14 protein-coding genes are annotated in these 15,962 nt (G+C 60.8%); 7 read left to right on the top strand and 7 right to left on the bottom strand.

Features of this window, described 5'->3' with window-relative positions:
- The first annotated feature begins 8 nt into the window (after nt 1-8).
- From AC5I5B_RS10450 to AC5I5B_RS10440, 3 genes are all read left to right on the top strand, one after another.
- Nucleotides 9-1,814, top strand: coding sequence for an amino acid ABC transporter permease/ATP-binding protein (locus AC5I5B_RS10450; RefSeq protein WP_080868597.1), 1,806 nt, complete (start codon nt 9-11; stop codon nt 1,812-1,814).
- Nucleotides 1,815-1,837: 23 nt separating this feature from the next.
- Nucleotides 1,838-2,776 (top strand): ABC transporter substrate-binding protein, encoded by a 939-nt coding sequence (locus tag AC5I5B_RS10445; protein ID WP_495752623.1) that lies wholly within the window; start codon nt 1,838-1,840, stop codon nt 2,774-2,776.
- Nucleotides 2,777-2,893: 117 nt separating this feature from the next.
- The gene (locus tag AC5I5B_RS10440) at nt 2,894-3,829 is read left to right on the top strand and encodes an ABC transporter substrate-binding protein (RefSeq protein ID WP_111780399.1); all 936 of its coding nucleotides are present in this window, start codon (nt 2,894-2,896) and stop codon (nt 3,827-3,829) included.
- 67 nt (nt 3,830-3,896) lie between these two features.
- Here AC5I5B_RS10440 and AC5I5B_RS10435 read toward each other — a convergent pair whose 3' ends face one another.
- Complete coding sequence (locus AC5I5B_RS10435; RefSeq protein ID WP_003506866.1) at nt 3,897-4,820, bottom strand: LysR family transcriptional regulator; 924 nt, start codon at nt 4,818-4,820, stop codon at nt 3,897-3,899.
- Nucleotides 4,821-4,933: 113 nt separating this feature from the next.
- On the opposite strand from AC5I5B_RS10435, the gene AC5I5B_RS10430 reads away from it, so the two are divergent.
- From AC5I5B_RS10430 to AC5I5B_RS10420, 3 genes are read left to right on the top strand one after another with little or no spacing between them, the layout of a single operon-like run.
- Nucleotides 4,934-5,245 carry a (2Fe-2S)-binding protein gene (locus AC5I5B_RS10430; protein WP_003506864.1) on the top strand — a complete coding sequence of 104 codons (312 nt, stop codon included), beginning with the start codon at nt 4,934-4,936 and terminating at the stop codon, nt 5,243-5,245.
- Nucleotides 5,224-6,606, top strand: a complete 1,383-nt coding sequence (locus AC5I5B_RS10425) for an FAD/NAD(P)-dependent oxidoreductase (RefSeq protein ID WP_111817650.1) — start codon at nt 5,224-5,226, stop codon at nt 6,604-6,606. The genes AC5I5B_RS10430 and AC5I5B_RS10425 overlap by 22 nt, the downstream gene beginning before the upstream one ends.
- Nucleotides 6,599-7,750, top strand: coding sequence for an NAD(P)/FAD-dependent oxidoreductase (locus tag AC5I5B_RS10420; protein WP_111817682.1), 1,152 nt, complete (start codon nt 6,599-6,601; stop codon nt 7,748-7,750). The genes AC5I5B_RS10425 and AC5I5B_RS10420 overlap by 8 nt, the downstream gene beginning before the upstream one ends.
- A gap of 7 nt (nt 7,751-7,757) precedes the next feature.
- Here the strand turns inward: AC5I5B_RS10420 and AC5I5B_RS10415 are convergent, their stop codons facing one another.
- Nucleotides 7,758-9,083, bottom strand: coding sequence for an NAD(P)/FAD-dependent oxidoreductase (locus AC5I5B_RS10415; protein ID WP_020812190.1), 1,326 nt, complete (start codon nt 9,081-9,083; stop codon nt 7,758-7,760).
- 230 nt (nt 9,084-9,313) lie between these two features.
- Here AC5I5B_RS10415 and AC5I5B_RS10410 point away from each other — a divergent pair, with 230 nt between their 5' ends.
- Nucleotides 9,314-9,790: an Lrp/AsnC family transcriptional regulator gene (locus AC5I5B_RS10410; protein WP_003506856.1), complete on the top strand. Its 477-nt coding sequence runs from the start codon at nt 9,314-9,316 to the stop codon at nt 9,788-9,790.
- Between the two features lie 42 nt (nt 9,791-9,832).
- Here AC5I5B_RS10410 and AC5I5B_RS10405 read toward each other — a convergent pair whose 3' ends face one another.
- The 5 genes from AC5I5B_RS10405 to AC5I5B_RS10385 form a co-directional block, all read right to left on the bottom strand.
- A complete protein-coding gene (locus AC5I5B_RS10405; protein ID WP_111833854.1) occupies nt 9,833-11,488 on the bottom strand; it encodes an ABC transporter ATP-binding protein in 1,656 nt (551 codons plus the stop codon).
- Complete coding sequence (locus tag AC5I5B_RS10400; RefSeq protein ID WP_111833853.1) at nt 11,488-12,339, bottom strand: ABC transporter permease; 852 nt, start codon at nt 12,337-12,339, stop codon at nt 11,488-11,490. The genes AC5I5B_RS10405 and AC5I5B_RS10400 overlap by 1 nt, the downstream gene beginning before the upstream one ends.
- Nucleotides 12,339-13,289 (bottom strand): ABC transporter permease, encoded by a 951-nt coding sequence (locus AC5I5B_RS10395; RefSeq protein ID WP_020812187.1) that lies wholly within the window; start codon nt 13,287-13,289, stop codon nt 12,339-12,341. Before AC5I5B_RS10395 ends, AC5I5B_RS10400 begins: the two co-directional genes overlap by 1 nt.
- Before the next feature lie 93 nt (nt 13,290-13,382).
- On the bottom strand, nt 13,383-14,993 hold the full coding sequence (locus tag AC5I5B_RS10390) for an ABC transporter substrate-binding protein (RefSeq protein ID WP_003506850.1): 1,611 nt from the start codon (nt 14,991-14,993) through the stop codon (nt 13,383-13,385).
- Nucleotides 14,994-15,086: 93 nt separating this feature from the next.
- Nucleotides 15,087-15,800: an HAD-IA family hydrolase gene (locus AC5I5B_RS10385; RefSeq protein WP_099087207.1), complete on the bottom strand. Its 714-nt coding sequence runs from the start codon at nt 15,798-15,800 to the stop codon at nt 15,087-15,089.
- Nucleotides 15,801-15,962: the final 162 nt, after the last annotated feature.

Genomic DNA, 15,962 nt, shown 5'->3' with positions numbered 1-15,962 from the left:
TTTCTCCGATGACAATAGCCTCCGATTTTCCGCATGTTGCGGTGAACGAACAGAAGGGTGAGCCGGTCAAGGACGGTTACGCGCATTTTCGCGTCGTTCCCGCCCGTTATCCGCTGCGCACGGCGGGCACCGTTCTCTCGGTCCTCATCATCGCGGCCATTTTGCACTCCGTATTCGGCAATCCCCGCTGGGGCTGGAACGTGTTTGCGGAATGGTTCTTTGCCGAACCGGTGCTTGTGGGGCTCGGCCGGACGCTGTTGCTGACGGTGCTCGGGGCTTTTCTCGGTTTCGTGCTCGGCACGGTTCTGGCGCTTGCGCGCGTTTCAGGTTCGCCTTTGCTTGTCGCGATCTCCTGGACCTATATCTGGATATTCCGTTCCATTCCGCTGATCGTGCTTTTGCTGATCCTCAACAATCTCGGTTATCTCTACGAGACCGTGACGATCGGCGTGCCCTATACCGGCATCAATTTCTTCAGCTGGAATACCACGCAGCTGATGACGCCCTTTGCGGCTGCGGTGCTGGGGCTGACATTACATGCCGCAGCCTTTTCATCGGAAATCGTGCGCGGCGGTATTCTTTCGGTGGAACAGGGCCAGCTTGAGGCTGCGGCCTCACTCGGCCTGCCGCGGCGCAGACAGTTTTCACGCATCGTGCTGCCGCAGGCGATGCGCACCATTCTGCCGAATGGTTTCAACGAGATCATTCTGCTCGCAAAGGGCACCTCGCAGGTCTATATCCTCGCCCTGCCGGAGCTTTTTTATACGATCCAGATCATCTATCGCCGCAATCTGGAAGTGATCCCGCTGCTGATGGTCGCCACCGTCTGGTATCTGGTGATCCTGACGGCGCTTTCCATCGTGCAGCACCATATCGAACGGCACTTCTCGCGCGGCGCGCTGCGCAATCCGCCGCCCTCGCTGTTCGCCACGCTCTACCGCACCTTCCTGCCGCGCAAGCCCTTGCCTGAAGCGGTGGAGACGGCGACGCCTGCGGTTGCCGTGTCCCAACGCCCCGCCACAGTCAGGACGGGAAGTTTCCAGCTCGGAAATCGCGGCGGTTCGGTCAATATTCACGGTGTCTCGAAATCCTTCGGAACGCTGAAGGTGCTGGACGACGTCAGCCTTTCCATCCCGGCAGGCAGCGTCACCACCATTCTTGGCCAGTCCGGCTCCGGCAAGTCCACATTGCTTCGTTCCATCAACCATCTGGAGCGTGTCGATGACGGCTTTATCGCCATAGACGGCGAGCTGGTCGGTTATCGTCAGAAGGGCGATACGCTTTACGAACTGAAGGAACGGGAAATCCTGAAACGCCGCGTCGAAGTGGGCATGGTGTTCCAGAGCTTCAACCTGTTCCCGCATCTGACCGCACTTGAAAACATCGCCGAAGCGCCGGTCGTGGTTCGCGGCATATCGAAAGAGCAGGCCGAGGCCGAAGCACGCGATCTTCTGGCCCGTGTCGGCCTTGCCGAAAAAGCCGGCGCCTATCCGCGCCAGCTTTCCGGTGGGCAGCAGCAGCGCGTGGCGATTGCCCGGGCGCTGGCCTTGCGGCCGAAGGTGCTGCTCTTCGACGAGCCGACATCCGCTCTCGATCCTGAACTCGTCAACGAGGTGCTTGACGTCATCAAGGAGCTTTCCCGCTCCGGCGTCACCCTCATCATCGTCACCCATGAAATCGGTTTTGCCCGCGAAGTCTCCGACAGGGTCGTCTTTATGGAGCAGGGCCGCATCCTGGAAACGGGCACGCCGGAAAAGGTGTTCAACAACCCGGACCACCCGCGCACGGCCGAATTCCTCGCAAAAGTTCTCTAATCAACAACAAAGGAAACACTCGCATGGTATTTTCATCGAAATTATTGTCCCTGCTCGCCGGCGGTCTTTTCACCGCCACCGCCGCACTCATTCCGGCTGCGCATGCGCAGGAAGTGGACCTGTCGCCCGAACAGAAAGGCCGGGTGCGCGCCGAAAAGGTGGAAGAGGCGATCAAGCTTCTGCCCGCCAGCCACAAGTTCATCGCCGACGGAAAGCTGACGGTCGCGACCGTGCCCTTCCGTCTGCCGCTGGTGGATTATGCGAGCGACACCAAAACGCCGATCGGCGTGGAGCCGGATATCGCCCAGCTGGTGGCCGACAGCCTTGGCCTTGAGCTGCAACTTGTTCCCATCGCCTGGGCCGACTGGCCGCTCGGTCTCACCTCCGGCAAATACGACGCCGTCACCTCCAACATCACGGTTACGGAAGCCCGCAAGGAAAAATTCGATTTTTCCAGCTATCGCAACGATCTGCTCGGCTTTTACGTGGGCAATAACAGCAAGGTCACGTCAATCGGCAAGCCCGAGGATGTCGCCGGGCTGAAGGTGATCGTCGGCGCGGCAACCAATCAGGAGCAGATCCTGCCGAAATGGATCAAGGACAACAAGGCCAAGGGTTTGGCCGATACCGAGGTGCAATATTACGACGATCAGGCCGTGCTTGACGTTGCCCTGCAATCCGGTCGCGCGGATGCCTATCTCGGCCCTAACGCGACCTCTGCCTTTCAGGCGGCAAGCCAGAAGAAGACGAAGCTCGTCGGCACCTTCTCCGGCGGCTGGCCAGAGGCGGCGGAAATCGCCGTCGCTTCGAAAAAGGACGCGGGCATCGCCGAGGCCATCACCGCCGCGCTGAACGCCCAGATCAAGAACGGCAATTACGGCAAGGTTCTCGCCCGCTGGAATCTTGGATCGGAAGCCATCACCGAATCCCGCACCAATCCGCCCGGCCTTCCGAAGAGCTGAGTTCTGGTTTGCTTGCCAAAAAGCTGAGTTGAAGGTGGGACATCACTCAGCCGGTAGCGCGGGCATCCTCCCGCCCGCGCTACCTCCGTCCCGCAATCATTCTATCGGGAAACCACAATGACTTTCACCTCTCGTCTCGCCACGGCCACGCTCGGTGCTTTTCTGTCCGTTGCCGGTTTCGCACCGGCTTTTGCAACGGATGTCTTCGATCTGTCGCCGGACCAGCCAGGCCGCGTCAGGGTTGAAAAAGACCCCGGTGCTATTGCCGCTATTCCCAAGGATTTCAAATTCGTCACACCGGGCAAACTCACCGTCGCGGTCGCACCCGGTGGGCCACCGCTTGCGACCTATGCGACGGATGCAAAAACTGTGGTCGGCGCAGACCCTGATTACGCGCTTGCGGTGGCCGACAGCCTCGGCCTCGATCTGGAATTGGTGGCGGTGGCCTGGGCGGACTGGCCGCTGGGGCTTGCTTCCGGCAAATACGATGCGGTGATCTCGAATGTCGGTGTGACCGAACAGCGCAAGGAAAAGTTCGATTTCTCCACCTATCGTCAGGGCCTGCACGGATTTTTCGTCAAGTCGGATAGCGGTATAACCGCCATCCGCGAGCCGAAGGACGCGGCCGGCCTGAGGATCATCGTCGGCGCTGGCACCAATCAGGAGCGCATTCTGCTGAAATGGAGCGACGAGAATGTTGCCGCCGGGTTGAAGCCGATCGAGTTGCAATATTACGATGATGAAGCCACACGGTTTGTGGCGCTTTCTGCGGGGAGGGCGGATGTGATCGTCCAGCCGCATGCGCAGCTGGTTTTCATCGCCGCACGCGACAAGACGATCAAGCGCGTCGGAACCCTCTCCGCCGGCTGGCCGGAACGGTCCGATGTCGCCATCACCACCCGCAAGGGCTCGGGACTGGCCGATGCACTGACGCTTGCCACCAACGACCTGATCAAGAGCGGCGCTTACGCGAAGATCCTGGATCGCTGGCAGCTATCGGAAGAAGCCCTGCCGGAATCGCGCACCAACCCACCCGGCCTGCCAAAAAGCTGACCGGTCGAATAAATGCGGCGGACGACAATACCCGCAGGCTCAGGCCTTGCGGGTATTGTTTTGTCCGTCAGCCCTGGGCGGGAAGGGCGCGAAAGAGTTGTCGCAATTCGCCAACAAAGGGTTTGAAGAAACGTGAGAGCGGCCGCGCCGTGTTGGTGGAAACGGCGACATTCATCGTCACTTCAGGCATGAACGGGCGCACCGTCACTCCCTCGAAACTGTTCCACCGCACCAGGCCGTCGACAAGGGCGATGCCGATGCCGCCACGCACCAGCGGCACAGCGCCGACCGATGAGGTGACCTGCACCGAGACATCACGCATAAGCCCGTCGCGTTCGAAGACCTCGTTCAGCTGCGGGCCGATCTCGTCCGCCTGGTTGCCGTAGGAAATCAGCGGTCTGCCGGCGAGGTCGCGCGGCGTCACCGTCATCATCTCGGCCAGGGCATCATCATGCCGCATCACCGCCACAACAGGCACGGAGGCAAGAATTTCACTGCGCACTGTTGGTGCCTGAATGGTGGACAGCGTTACCGCAAAATCGATGTCTCCCAGCAGCAGCTGCTCGGCAATTTCCTTTTTGGGCAGGGCGTTGAGGTGGATTTTGACGGTCGGATGCGTCTGCCGGAAAGCGAGCAATGCTTCAGGCAGCACGGAATAGGTGACCGGCAGGCTGGCCCCGATGCGCAGAAGGCCAAGCTTGCGCTCGCCGATGGTGCGCGTCAGTTTTTTCAGCACTTCCAGTTCACGGAAAACCCGGTCGGCATCCTCGTAGATCAGATGCGCTTCCATCGTCGGCACCAGCCGCCCGCCGATGCGCTCGAACAGCTTGTAACCCAGCTGGCTTTCCAGATGGTGCAACACCTTGCTGACGCCGGGCTGGGAAACGGCAAGCGAATTGGCAGCCGCTGTCACGGAGCCGTCGCGCATGATGGCGCGGAAAATTTCAAGCTGTCGGGCGTTCATGGAAACCTCCGGCGTCATCTCTTCCATAACCCAAGGTTCTGTTCAAGCGACCATTTGCGATTGGTGAGAAACCTTCTGCCGTGGAAATCTGTGACGGTGCAGGAGAGGTGCCTGCGAAGGTTTTGGGAAAGGAAACGCGGATGCTTGCCAGATTCAGGCGCATCGCCGAAGAGCGACGCGCGGTTTGCTCTGTCCTGATCGACGGCATGCCGGTCGAGGCGCTGGAGGGAGACACGGTGCTGACGGCGCTGATGCTGTCGCGCGGGTTTGCCCGCCTTTCGGAATTCGCCGATGGCAAGCGCGCGGGGTTCTGTCTGATGGGCGCCTGTCAGGATTGCTGGGTCTGGACCGGGGAAGGGGAGCGGCTGCGCGCCTGTTCCACCGCCGTTCGCCCGGGCATGGATATCAGAACCGAGGTTCCGGAGGGGTTATGGCAGATTTGCGCGTCGTGATCGTGGGCGCCGGCCCCGCCGGTACGCGTGCCGCCGAGACGCTGGTGCGGGCTGGGCTTCGCCCCGTCGTCATTGATGAGGGAGATCGCAGCGGCGGCCAGATCTATCGCCGTCAGCCGCAGAATTTCAAGCGCTCATATACCGCTCTTTACGGCACGGAAGCGGATAAGGCGAAGGCTCTGCACGACACATTCGACGGGCTTTCAGACCATATCGATTACCGCCCGCAGACCCTGGCGTGGGCAATTCGCGACAATCGCATTCATATTCAGCGCGCAGAGACATCCGAAGCTCTGGATTTCGATGCCCTCATCATCGCATCGGGTGCGACCGACCGCATCATGCCCTTGCCGGGCTGGACGAGGCCGGGTTGTTTTTCGCTTGGCGCGGCGCAGATATCCCTGAAGGCGCAGGCCTGCGCGATAGGGCGACGGGTGGTTTTTATGGGCACGGGGCCTCTGCTTTATCTTGTGGCATATCAATATATGAAGGCAGGGGCGGCGCCTGTGGCGGTGCTGGATACCACATCATTCTTCACGCAGATCAAGGGCCTGCCGGGGATGGTGGCACGACCAATGCAGCTCCTCAAGGGCATGCGGCTTGTCGCGGCGCTGCTTGCGGGCGGCGTGAGGATCGAACGGGGCATCATGCCGATAGAGATTATCGGCGACGCTGAGAGTGGCGTGACCGGCATTCGCTATCGGGATGCGTCCGGTGAGGAAACACGCCTCGCCTGCGATGCCATTGGCATGGGCTATCATCTGCGGGCGGAAAGCCAGCTTGCCGACCTTGCCGGTTGCCGCTTCTCCTTTGATCCGCTGATCCGGCAATGGCTTCCGGATGTGGACAATATGGGACGCAGTTCCGTGCCTGATGTCTATCTGGCAGGCGATGGCGTGCGTATTCTCGGTGCAGATGGTGCGGAAGCCTCCGGCCGGCTCGCCGCGCTCGCGCTTCTTGAGGATCAAGGTTTGAAGCCATCCCGTGCGGAGATCGGCCGCTGCCGGAAATCGCTGAAAGCCGCGAGCCGCTTTGCGCAGGGAATGGCCCGGGCCTTCCCTTGGCCGCACCTGTTGGTGCGGTCACTTGCCGACGAGACGATTATCTGCCGCTGCGAGGTGGTGACGGCGGGCGAGTTGCGCGCAAGCGTGACCGAAAAGGGTGCGACGGAGGTCAACCGCTCGAAAGCTTTCTCGCGGGCTGGCATGGGCCGGTGTCAGGGCCGGTTCTGCGGGCAGGCGGGTCAGGAGATTGTCGCCGCCGCCTCTGGTATATCGGTGGAATTGGCCGGACGGCTGCGCGGGCAGGCGCCGGTGAAACCGCTGCCGCTGGCGATTGTGAAGGGAGGCGATGATGCGTAACACGCTTGCAGAGGCCGATGTCATTATCGTCGGCGGCGGCATTGTTGGAACCGCGACGGCGTTTTTCCTGCGGCATCGGGGTGTCAGCGTCATTCTGCTGGAGCGTTTCCTCGTCGGCCAGCAGGCGAGCGGCACCAATTTCGGCAATGTCCGCCGTCAGGGCCGTTATCTCGGGCAGCTTCCGCTCGCCAACAGATCGCGGGATATCTGGAGCCGGATCCCGCAACTGACCGGTGCGGATGTGGAATTCATGCCCGTCGGCCATATCCGGTTTCTCTGGGCGGAAGAACAGATCGCCGTGGTCGAGAAATACCGCGACGATGCCACGCAATATGGTCTGGAATTGCAGATACTCTCGCGCGAGGCTGTCAGGCAGAAATTCCCCTTCATCGGACCGGAGGCGGTTGCGGGATCATGGTCGCCGCATGATGGTCACGCCAATCCGCGCCTTGTCGCGCCCGCCTTTGCCCGCGCGGCGCGGCGGGATGGTGCAACCATCGTGGAAAATTGCGAAGTTCTGGCCATCGAAAAGGCGGGCGAGGATTTTCAGGTGACGACGGAGGAAGGGGAATATCGCGCGCCCTCGGTGCTGGTTGCCAACGGTGCATGGGGCGGCGGGTTTGCCGGCGCCCTGGGAGAGGCGGTGCCGCTGGAAGTGGCCGGCCCGCAAATGGGCGTGACGGAACCTTTGCCATGGTTCATTCACCCCGTCGTCGGCGTCTCCACCAAAATTCCCGGCGAGGTCATTTATATGCGGCAAATCCCGCGCGGAAACGTCATTTTCGGCGGGGTGAAACGATGCGCCGCCGCGCTGGACGAACGCCGGGCGAAATATGATCCCGCCGGGCTTGATGCTCAGCTGCGCCAGTTGCTGCGGCTGGCTCCCGCTTTGCGCCATGCCCGGCTGATCCGCACCTGGTCCGGTGTGGAAGGCTATATGGCCGACGATCTGCCGGTCATGGGGGGAAGTGCTGCGACCTCCGGCCTTTATTATGCCTTCGGCTTCAGCGGCCACGGTTTCCAGATCGGGCCGGGTGTTGGCGACGTGATGGCGGAGCTGATAGCAACCGGGAAGACTACGACGCCGATTGCGGATTTTCACATCGGCCGGTTCCATCGCGGTGAGTCTGTCGCATCCCATTAAGGGAGGGTCAGAAATCCGCGACCTTGCCCCAGGACGAATCGAGGAAGCGGCTGGGGTGATAGGGGGCGGCATCGACGATCGGGTTCGAGCCCGTCACGATATCGGCGATCAGATGGCCGGCACCCGGTCCGATGCCGAAACCGTGGCCGCTGAAGCCGGCGGCGAGGATGAAGCCGGGCAATTCGCTGGTTTCGCCAATGGCAGGCACGCCATCAGGCGTGCTGTCGATGAAGCCCGCCCAGGCGGCGGAAATCCGGGTTTTGCCGAGGGCCGGCAGAAGCTTCAGTGCCCTTTCATGGGTCTCGCGGATGGCGGCGGCATTGGGTTTCGGATCGAGAATACGAACCCGTTCCATCGGCGTCGGCGCATCGAGCCGCCAGCGTTTCAGCGTCTCGTGGCCGCCGCGAAGACCTTCCAGCCCGCCTGGCCGCAGGCTTCGCCAGCGCTTGAGAAACATCGGAACAAATTCACGGGCAAACCGCATCTGCTGCGCCGTCGGGTCGATTCGGCCCAGCCCGCTGATGGCGAGAGTATAACCGCCGTCTTTTCGCTTCGTGGCCGAGACGGCGGCGGTGTGCAGCGCATCCGGCAGCCCCTCCGCACCGGGCGTGACGGATAGAATGGAGGAGCGGACGGAGGCCTGCGGGAAACGAATGCCGAGCTGGCGGCAAAAGGACGACGCCCAGGCCCCGCCGGACATGATGGCGGTTTTGGTGCGGATCGTGCCTTTTTCGGTGACAACGGCGCTGACACGGCCGCCTTCCGTCTCAAGGCCGCGCGCGGCGCAATTCTGATGCACCGTGCCGCCCAGTTTGATGATGGCGCGCGCCACGGCGGGTGCCGCCATGGAAGGATCGGCCGTACCGTCTGTCGGTGAAAACACACCGCCCTTCCAGCGTTTGCCCGTAGATCGGCCGCGTTCGCTCGCCTCATCGGCGCTCAGCATATGGGTCGTCACGCCTGCGGTAATGGCAAAATCGCGCCAGCGCGCCCAGCCGGCAAGCTCGGCTTCATTGTCGCTCAGATAAAACAGCCCGCAGCGCCGAAAGCCCGTGTCCTCGCCGCTCTCTGCACCAAACTCTTCCCATAATGCCAGGCTCTTGGTGGAAATCGGCAATTCGCGGGCGTCGCGGTTCTGCTGGCGGCACCAGCCCCAGTTACGGCTGGATTGCTCCGCCCCGATCAGGCCCTTTTCGACCAGCGCCACCTTCAGACCGCGCCGGGCGAGGTAATAGGCGGCGAAGACACCGACGATGCCGCCGCCGATAATGACGGCGTCCGCAGATGTCGGCAGTTCCGGCGATGTCGTGATCTGTTGCAGCGGGGCGGGCATGGTCGGACTCCTTATATTCGTCCTAATTTACCTCAGCTGGCGTGTAAACGCTGCCAGACTGGGCGTCTTGCCGGAATCTCATGCTGTTGGTGGCCACGTCTGCAACTCTTTATGCTGCACCAAAAAAACATCTCCACGTCGACAGGGCGCACCCATGTGGTAAGATTTCCGATACCGCGCCAGAATTTTATGCCGCGTGTTCAAAAAACAAAAAAGGGGTTCCGCACGTGATGAAACTTGACCGGATCGATATCAAGATCCTCTATGAACTGCAGAAAAACGGTCGCATCACCAATGTCGAGCTGGCGGAGCTTGTCAATCTGTCGCCCAGCCCTTGCCTGATGCGGGTAAAGAAACTGCAGGCGGAAGGTTATATCGAGGGTTATTCGGCGCAGATCAACATCAACAAGCTCGGCCAGACGCTGACTGTTTTCACCGAGATTACGCTGAAGAACCACCGCCAGATCGATTTCGCCCGCTTCCTCGGCGTTGTCGAAAAGATCGACCAGGTGGTGGAGTGCCACCTCGTTTCCGGGGGTTACGACTACCTGCTGAAATTCGTCACCTCTGGCATCGTCGAATACCAGTCGATCATGGAGCGACTGACCGATATGGATGTCGGCATCGATAAATATTTCAGCTTCGTGGTGCTGAAATCACCGATCATCAAGTCGCATATGCCGCTGACCAGCCTGTTTCCGCTTTGAGGTGTGGGAAACGGCCCTTTGCAGGGCCGTACTATCTCGTTCTCACCGCTTCGAAAACGCCCGCACCAGCTCCGCATCCTGCTGCAGATTGTCGAGCCATTTCGGGTCGAGTTTCGGCACCGAGGAGAACAGCAGTTTCGAATAGGGGTGGGTCGGCGACTTGAGCGCTTCCGTCTCCAGATGCTCTACCTTCTGCCCGCCATACATCACGACGATTTCGTCACAAATGGTCTCCACCACCGAAAGATCATGGCTGATGAAGATGTAGGAGAGGTTCAGCTCCCGCTGCAGTTCCCCGAGAAGATCGATGATCGCGGCCGCGACCACGGTATCGAGCGCCGAGGTGATTTCATCGCAGATGATGAGCGATGGTTCGGCCGCAAGCGCCCGGGCGAAATTGACACGCTGCTTCTGCCCCCCGGAAAGGCCGGAAGGATGGCGATGGCGAACCGAGCGCGGCAGCTTCACCATATCGAGAAGCTGGTCGATCCGAGCATCGCGCGCCTTGCCCTTCATACCGTGATAAAAGGTCAGCGGCCGGCCGAGGATGTCCTCGATGGGTTTGGACGGGTTGAGTGCCGTGTCCGCATATTGGAACACGATCTGCATGCGGCGAAGCTGATCGCCGGCCCGTCGGCGTGCATCGGCATCCAGTTCCTTGCCTTCGAAGATCACATGGCCGCTTGCCGCCGGCAGAATGCCGGCAATGGCGCGCGCAAGTGTCGATTTTCCGCAGCCGGATTCGCCGATAATGCCGAGATTGCGGCCGGGATAGACTGAAAGACTGACGGAATCCACCGCACGCACTAGCGGCATCTTGTCTCCGCCCTTCGTTCCATATCCGGCGATCAGCTCCTCTATATCCAGGAGGGGCGTGGCCTGCTCCTGTTTGACGGGTGTGACAACGCGTGCCTTGTCGTGAAAAGCCGTCAGCAATTCCCTAGTATAGGGATGCTGCGCATTTTCGAGGATATCCGCCGTGGTGCCGGTTTCCTGCACCTCGCCGCCTTTCAGCACCACGATCCGGTCGGCTATCTGGGCGACGACGGCAAGATCATGCGAGACATAAACGCCGCCGATACCGCCCTTGCGCATTGCCGATTTGAAGGCGCGCAGCACCTCGATCTGGGTCGTGACATCAAGCGCCGTGGTCGGCTCGTCGAAGATCACCAGCTTCGGGTTGCCGATCAGCGCCATGGCGGCGGACAGGCGCTGAAGCTGGCCGCCGGACACCTGATGCGGGTAGCGCTCGCCGATGGTCTCAGGGTTGGGCAGCGACAGGGCCTTGAAGAGTTCTACCGCCCGCACCCGCGCCTCCTGCGGCGGCATCAGATGGTGGATGCGGGTGACTTCGATCACCTGGTCGATGATCCTCTGCGCAGGGTTAAAGGCGGCGGCCGCACTTTGGGGCACATAGGTCACCTTCGTGCCGCGGATCGTTGCTCGCTCGGCTTCGGAAAGCTGCACCATGTCGCGGCCCGCCACCTTGACGCTGCCGCTGGAAATGCGGCAGCCCGGGCGGGCATAGCCCATCAGCGTCAGCGCAATGGTGGTCTTGCCGGAACCGCTTTCGCCGATCAGCGCAACGATCTCGCCATCGGCGATGTCGATGTCCACACCCTTGATGATGTCGATGCGGCGGCCGGAATCGGTGGTGGCCTCGACTTTCAGTCCGCGGATTTCAACGAGATTGCTCATTATTCACTCCTGTCGCGGATTTTCTGCGGCAGATTGTCGATCAGCAGGTTGACGCTGATCGTCAGGCTGGCAATCGCCAGGGACGGGAAGATGACGGCGGGTGCCGCGAACGGCAGGCCGCCGATGTTTTCGCGCACCAGCGCACCCCAGTCCGCATTCGGCGGCTGCAGGCCAAGGCCAAGGAAGGAGAGGCCCGACAGCAGCAGCACGATGAAGACGAAGCGCACGCCAAGATCGGCCAACACGGGACGGACGATGTTCGGCAGGATTTCGGAACCGATGAGATAAAGCAGGCTTTCGCCGCGCACGCGGGCGACGGTGACGAAATCCATGGTGTTGACATTGACGGCGAGCGCCCGGGCGAAACGATAGGCGCCGGGCGTATAGATGACCGAGAGCGTGATGATCAGCACCGGAATGGACGAGCCGACGGCGGCGACGACGACGAGGCCGAAAAGCTTGCTCGGAATGGAATTCACCGCATCGAGAAACCGGCTCAATGCCGCATCGAACCAGCCGCCGATGACGGCGGCGCACATGCCGAGCACGACGCCGGAGGTGCAGGCGATGGTGACGGCTGCGAGCGATATGCCGACCGTGAAACGCGCGCCCATGAGAATGCGGGAAAACACGTCACGGCCGAGATAATCGGAACCGAGCCAGAGATCTGATGTCATCGGCCCGAAATAGTCGAGATCGACGATTTCACCGACTGGATGCGGTATGAGATAGGGCGCCAAGATTGCGACCATGGCCCAGGAAAAAATGATGAGAAAGCCGAAAACGCCGACTGCGTTGATCTTGTAACCCAAACGCGAAGTCCCCGAAGTTGTTTTGATATTGTCGGCCATCAGCGCAGCCTCGGATTGGACATGATGGCGATAATGTCAGCCGTCGTGATGAGGAGGAGATAACCGACGCAGAAGATCATCGCGCAGCTCTGGATCAGCGGCAGGTCGCGCGTCGCGACGCCATCCACCATCAGCTTGGCGATGCCAGGATAATTGAAGATCGTCTCGACGATGATGACGCCGCCGACGAGATAGGAAAGCGACAGCGCCACCGCATTGACGATGGGGCCGAGCGCATTGGGAAGCGCATGGCGAAGCACGATGCGCATGCGCGGTGCGCCCTTCAAAAGCGCCATTTCGACATAGGGCGTATCCAGCGTTTCGATGACGGCGGCGCGGCTCATGCGGATCATCTGCGCTGAGACGACGAAGGTCAGCGTGATGACCGGCATGGCATAGACCCGCAGTACATCGAAAAGCGTGTGAACCTCGCTGACCAGCGAAAGCGCCGGCAGCCATTTCAGGTAAACGGCGAAAAGCAGCACGGCGAGTGTGGCGATCATGAATTCCGGCACCGAGATGACACCGATGGTCAGCACGGTGACGGCCCGGTCATAAAGCGTTCCGCGCAGCATGGCGGAGCTGATGCCGAGGGTGAGCGCCAGCGGCACGGCGATGATGGTGGTAATGCCGGCAAGCTTCATGGAGTTGACGAAGCGTGGACCGATAAGATCGGCAATCGCCATGTTGTTGGCATAGGACGTGCCGAGCTCGCCATGCAGCAGGCCGAAGAGCCATCGGACGAAACGCAGCAGGGCAGGATCATCGAGATGCATGGCGGTCCGCAGGCCCGCCACGGCCTCCGGCGTTGCCGCCTGGCCGAGAAGGATCGTCGCCGTGTCGCCGGGCAGCAGGCTGGTGGCGGAAAAGACGATAAACGACACGATCAGCAGCGTCGTCAGCATGACGACCAGCCGCCTGGCGATAAGGGACAATATCCGGCTGTTCATTCACATGCTCCTGCGACCTGCCTGATTGTGGAGGCTTCCCGCATCCTGCGGAAAACGTGCCGGGCGCATTTTCGCGCCCGGCCCCATGGTCTATCAGGCTTCAAGCCAGACGTATTCCGCGAAGGAATAACCCATCATGCCGCCGAGCGGATTGGCTTCCAGCCCCTTCAGCTTGGAGGTGATGGCGTCGACATTCGAAATATAGGCGGGGATGATGGTGCCGGCTTCGTCGGCGATCATCGTTTGCAGTTCGAAGTAGATCTGCTTGCGCTTCTCCATATCGAGCATGCCGCGTGCTTCCAGCATCAGCTTGTCGAATTTCGGCGACTTGTACTGGCTTTCGTTCCACGGGGCGTCTGAAGCATAGAGCAGCGAGAACAGGATGTCCGGCGTCGGGCGCGGGTTGATGTTGCCGAAATGGACCGGCGCCTTCAGCCAGTAATTGCTCCAGTAACCGTCGGAGGGAACACGCTGCACATCCAGCTTCACGCCGATTTCGGCGGCCGAAGCCTGGATGATCATCGCCATGTCGACCGAAGAGCTTGCTGCATCCGATGCGATGACCGGAATGGACTGGCCGATGAGGCCTGCCTTCTGGAAGTGGAATTTCGCCTTCTCCGGATCGAAGGCTTTCGGCTTGAGATCCGGATTGTGATAGGGGTTCATCGGCGGAACCGGCTGGTCGTTGCCGACTTCACCGAGGCCGCGCAGGGCCGCCTTGACGATCTGCTCGCGATTGACGATCGACTTCATACCGGCAATGAAATCGGCATTGTTGCCGGGCGCCTGGTCGAGACGCATGTTGAGGTTGGTGTAGTTCCCCGATGTCGTCTTGGACAGAACGACACCTTCCTGCTTGTCGAGCAGGCGAAGCGCACGTGGGTTGATGGAGGCCGCGAGCTGGATATCACCCGAGAGAAGGGCGTTGACGCGGGCATTGTCGTCCGAAATCGCCATGAATTCGAAACTGTCGATGTGCGGCCCGCCGGACTTCCAGTAATTGGTGTTCTTGGCCATGATCGAACGGACGCCTGGCTCGAATTTCTCGAGCTTGAAGGCGCCGGTGCCGTTGCCCTTGGAGAAATCCGTGGTGCCGTCGGCAACGATCATGAAATGGTGCAGAGCCAGAATGGATGGCAGGTCGGCATTCGCGTTCGCCAGCGTGATTTCGACCGTGCTCTTGTCGAGAGCCTTGAAGCCGGTCATCTGCGCGGCAATCTTGGCGACCTTGGAGCCGACGGCCGGATCGAGATGGCGCTTCAGCGAATAGACCACGTCGTCGGCGGTCAGGGCCTTGCCGTCATGGAAGGTGACGCCGGAACGCAGCTTCACCGTCCAGGTCTTGGCGTCCTTCGTTTCGATGGCTTCGGCCAGCTCCAGCTGCGGCGTGCCGGAAACATCGAGGAAGCTCAAACGGTTGTAGAGCGCGCAGCAACGAACATAATCCGTCGAAAGCGAGGCTTTCGCCGGATCGAGCGTATCGGCGGTGGAGGAGGACCAGCCGGCGGCCTTTAGCGTGCCGCCGGAGACCGGCGTTGCGGCCACGGCATTTGAGGCGCGACCGAGAATGGCCGAACCGGCGGAAAGGGCGACACCACCCGCCAGCAGCATGTGAAGCAGCTCGCGCCGCGTTGCGCCGCGTCGGATCGCCTGTTCAACGGCGGCATCGTCGGAGCGGGTCCAGTTTGTAATCCTGTCACTCATGGTCTTCCCCTTTTGTATGATTTGTTGAAATGCATCTGAAGAAATTTCAGGCATGCCGCATCCCAGTTCGCGGCACGCCACTGGCGGTGCGGCTTAACCGCCCGCTTGCCTCGCGGCGTCGGCAAGGCCGGCCATTGAGGTAAAGTGATAGTCCGGCTCGGTGAAGTTTTCCGGTTCGATGGTGCCGCCATATCCCTTCTGGGCGTGACGCCGCTCGATCCAGCAATTGGTCATGCCCAGTTTCCGGGAAATGCCGATATCGTGATACTGGCTTTGCGCGACATGGAGAATGTCATCCTTCGATGCGCCTTCGCTCTCCACAAAAGCGAAAACCTTTTCGAAGAAGGCAGGATCGGGTTTTTCCGTGCCGGTATCATCCGCCGTGAAGGCCGCATGAAAGGGATTGCCGAGCTCCTTCGAGAAATATTCGAAGGCCCAGCGCTGGGCATTGGTCATGGCGATGAGGCGATGCGTCTTGGCAAGCTCGGCCATGGCGGCGCGGCTGTCTTCAAAGCCTTTCCAGCTTTTTGCCGCGTCGCGCAGGCGCTCGCCGAAAGCGCGTTCCGCCGGCAGTCCAAGTTGCGGAGCGATGATCAGGTAGACGCGGACGAGATCGTCAGGAAACAGGTCGGTCGCATCGGAGTAACGGGCTGCGCGATAAAGGGCGAGCGCCTTTTCACCATCGACCTCCACGCCGTTTTCCGCGCCGATTGCGGCCAGGGTCGATTTCAGGCCACCTTCGAAATCGATGAGAGTTCCCACCACATCGAAGCTCATATATTTGAAGTCGCTCAGTTTTTTGGGCAATGTCGGTCTCCGCTTTGCCGCCTCGGCCTCTTGGGGAGGCTGCGGCAGATTATTCTGTTCCCGGACGGGATCCTTGCCCCGTTCCCATTTGTAATTACGCCCTTTTTTATGGCGTTTAGTGCCTTTTGCATTAATAGTTTGGCACTTTCGGCACGCCGGATA

The sequence above is a fragment of the Agrobacterium sp. genome (assembly GCF_059499945.1).
The sequence above is the reverse complement of the archived record's forward strand: the minus strand, read 5'-3'. Positions and strand labels throughout refer to the sequence as shown.

Coding starts and splice junctions, on each gene's coding strand:
- AC5I5B_RS10430 (WP_003506864.1), top strand. CDS start 4,934: ATGCTTGCCAGATTCAGGCGCATCGCCGAAGAGCGACGCGCGGTTTGC.
- AC5I5B_RS10395 (WP_020812187.1), bottom strand. CDS start 13,289: ATGAACAGCCGGATATTGTCCCTTATCGCCAGGCGGCTGGTCGTCATG.
- AC5I5B_RS10400 (WP_111833853.1), bottom strand. CDS start 12,339: ATGGCCGACAATATCAAAACAACTTCGGGGACTTCGCGTTTGGGTTAC.
- AC5I5B_RS10415 (WP_020812190.1), bottom strand. CDS start 9,083: ATGCCCGCCCCGCTGCAACAGATCACGACATCGCCGGAACTGCCGACA.
- AC5I5B_RS10445 (WP_495752623.1), top strand. CDS start 1,838: ATGGTATTTTCATCGAAATTATTGTCCCTGCTCGCCGGCGGTCTTTTC.
- AC5I5B_RS10410 (WP_003506856.1), top strand. CDS start 9,314: ATGAAACTTGACCGGATCGATATCAAGATCCTCTATGAACTGCAGAAA.
- AC5I5B_RS10405 (WP_111833854.1), bottom strand. CDS start 11,488: ATGAGCAATCTCGTTGAAATCCGCGGACTGAAAGTCGAGGCCACCACC.
- AC5I5B_RS10450 (WP_080868597.1), top strand. CDS start 9: ATGACAATAGCCTCCGATTTTCCGCATGTTGCGGTGAACGAACAGAAG.
- AC5I5B_RS10420 (WP_111817682.1), top strand. CDS start 6,599: ATGCGTAACACGCTTGCAGAGGCCGATGTCATTATCGTCGGCGGCGGC.
- AC5I5B_RS10435 (WP_003506866.1), bottom strand. CDS start 4,820: ATGGAAGAGATGACGCCGGAGGTTTCCATGAACGCCCGACAGCTTGAA.
- AC5I5B_RS10440 (WP_111780399.1), top strand. CDS start 2,894: ATGACTTTCACCTCTCGTCTCGCCACGGCCACGCTCGGTGCTTTTCTG.
- AC5I5B_RS10390 (WP_003506850.1), bottom strand. CDS start 14,993: ATGAGTGACAGGATTACAAACTGGACCCGCTCCGACGATGCCGCCGTT.
- AC5I5B_RS10425 (WP_111817650.1), top strand. CDS start 5,224: ATGGCAGATTTGCGCGTCGTGATCGTGGGCGCCGGCCCCGCCGGTACG.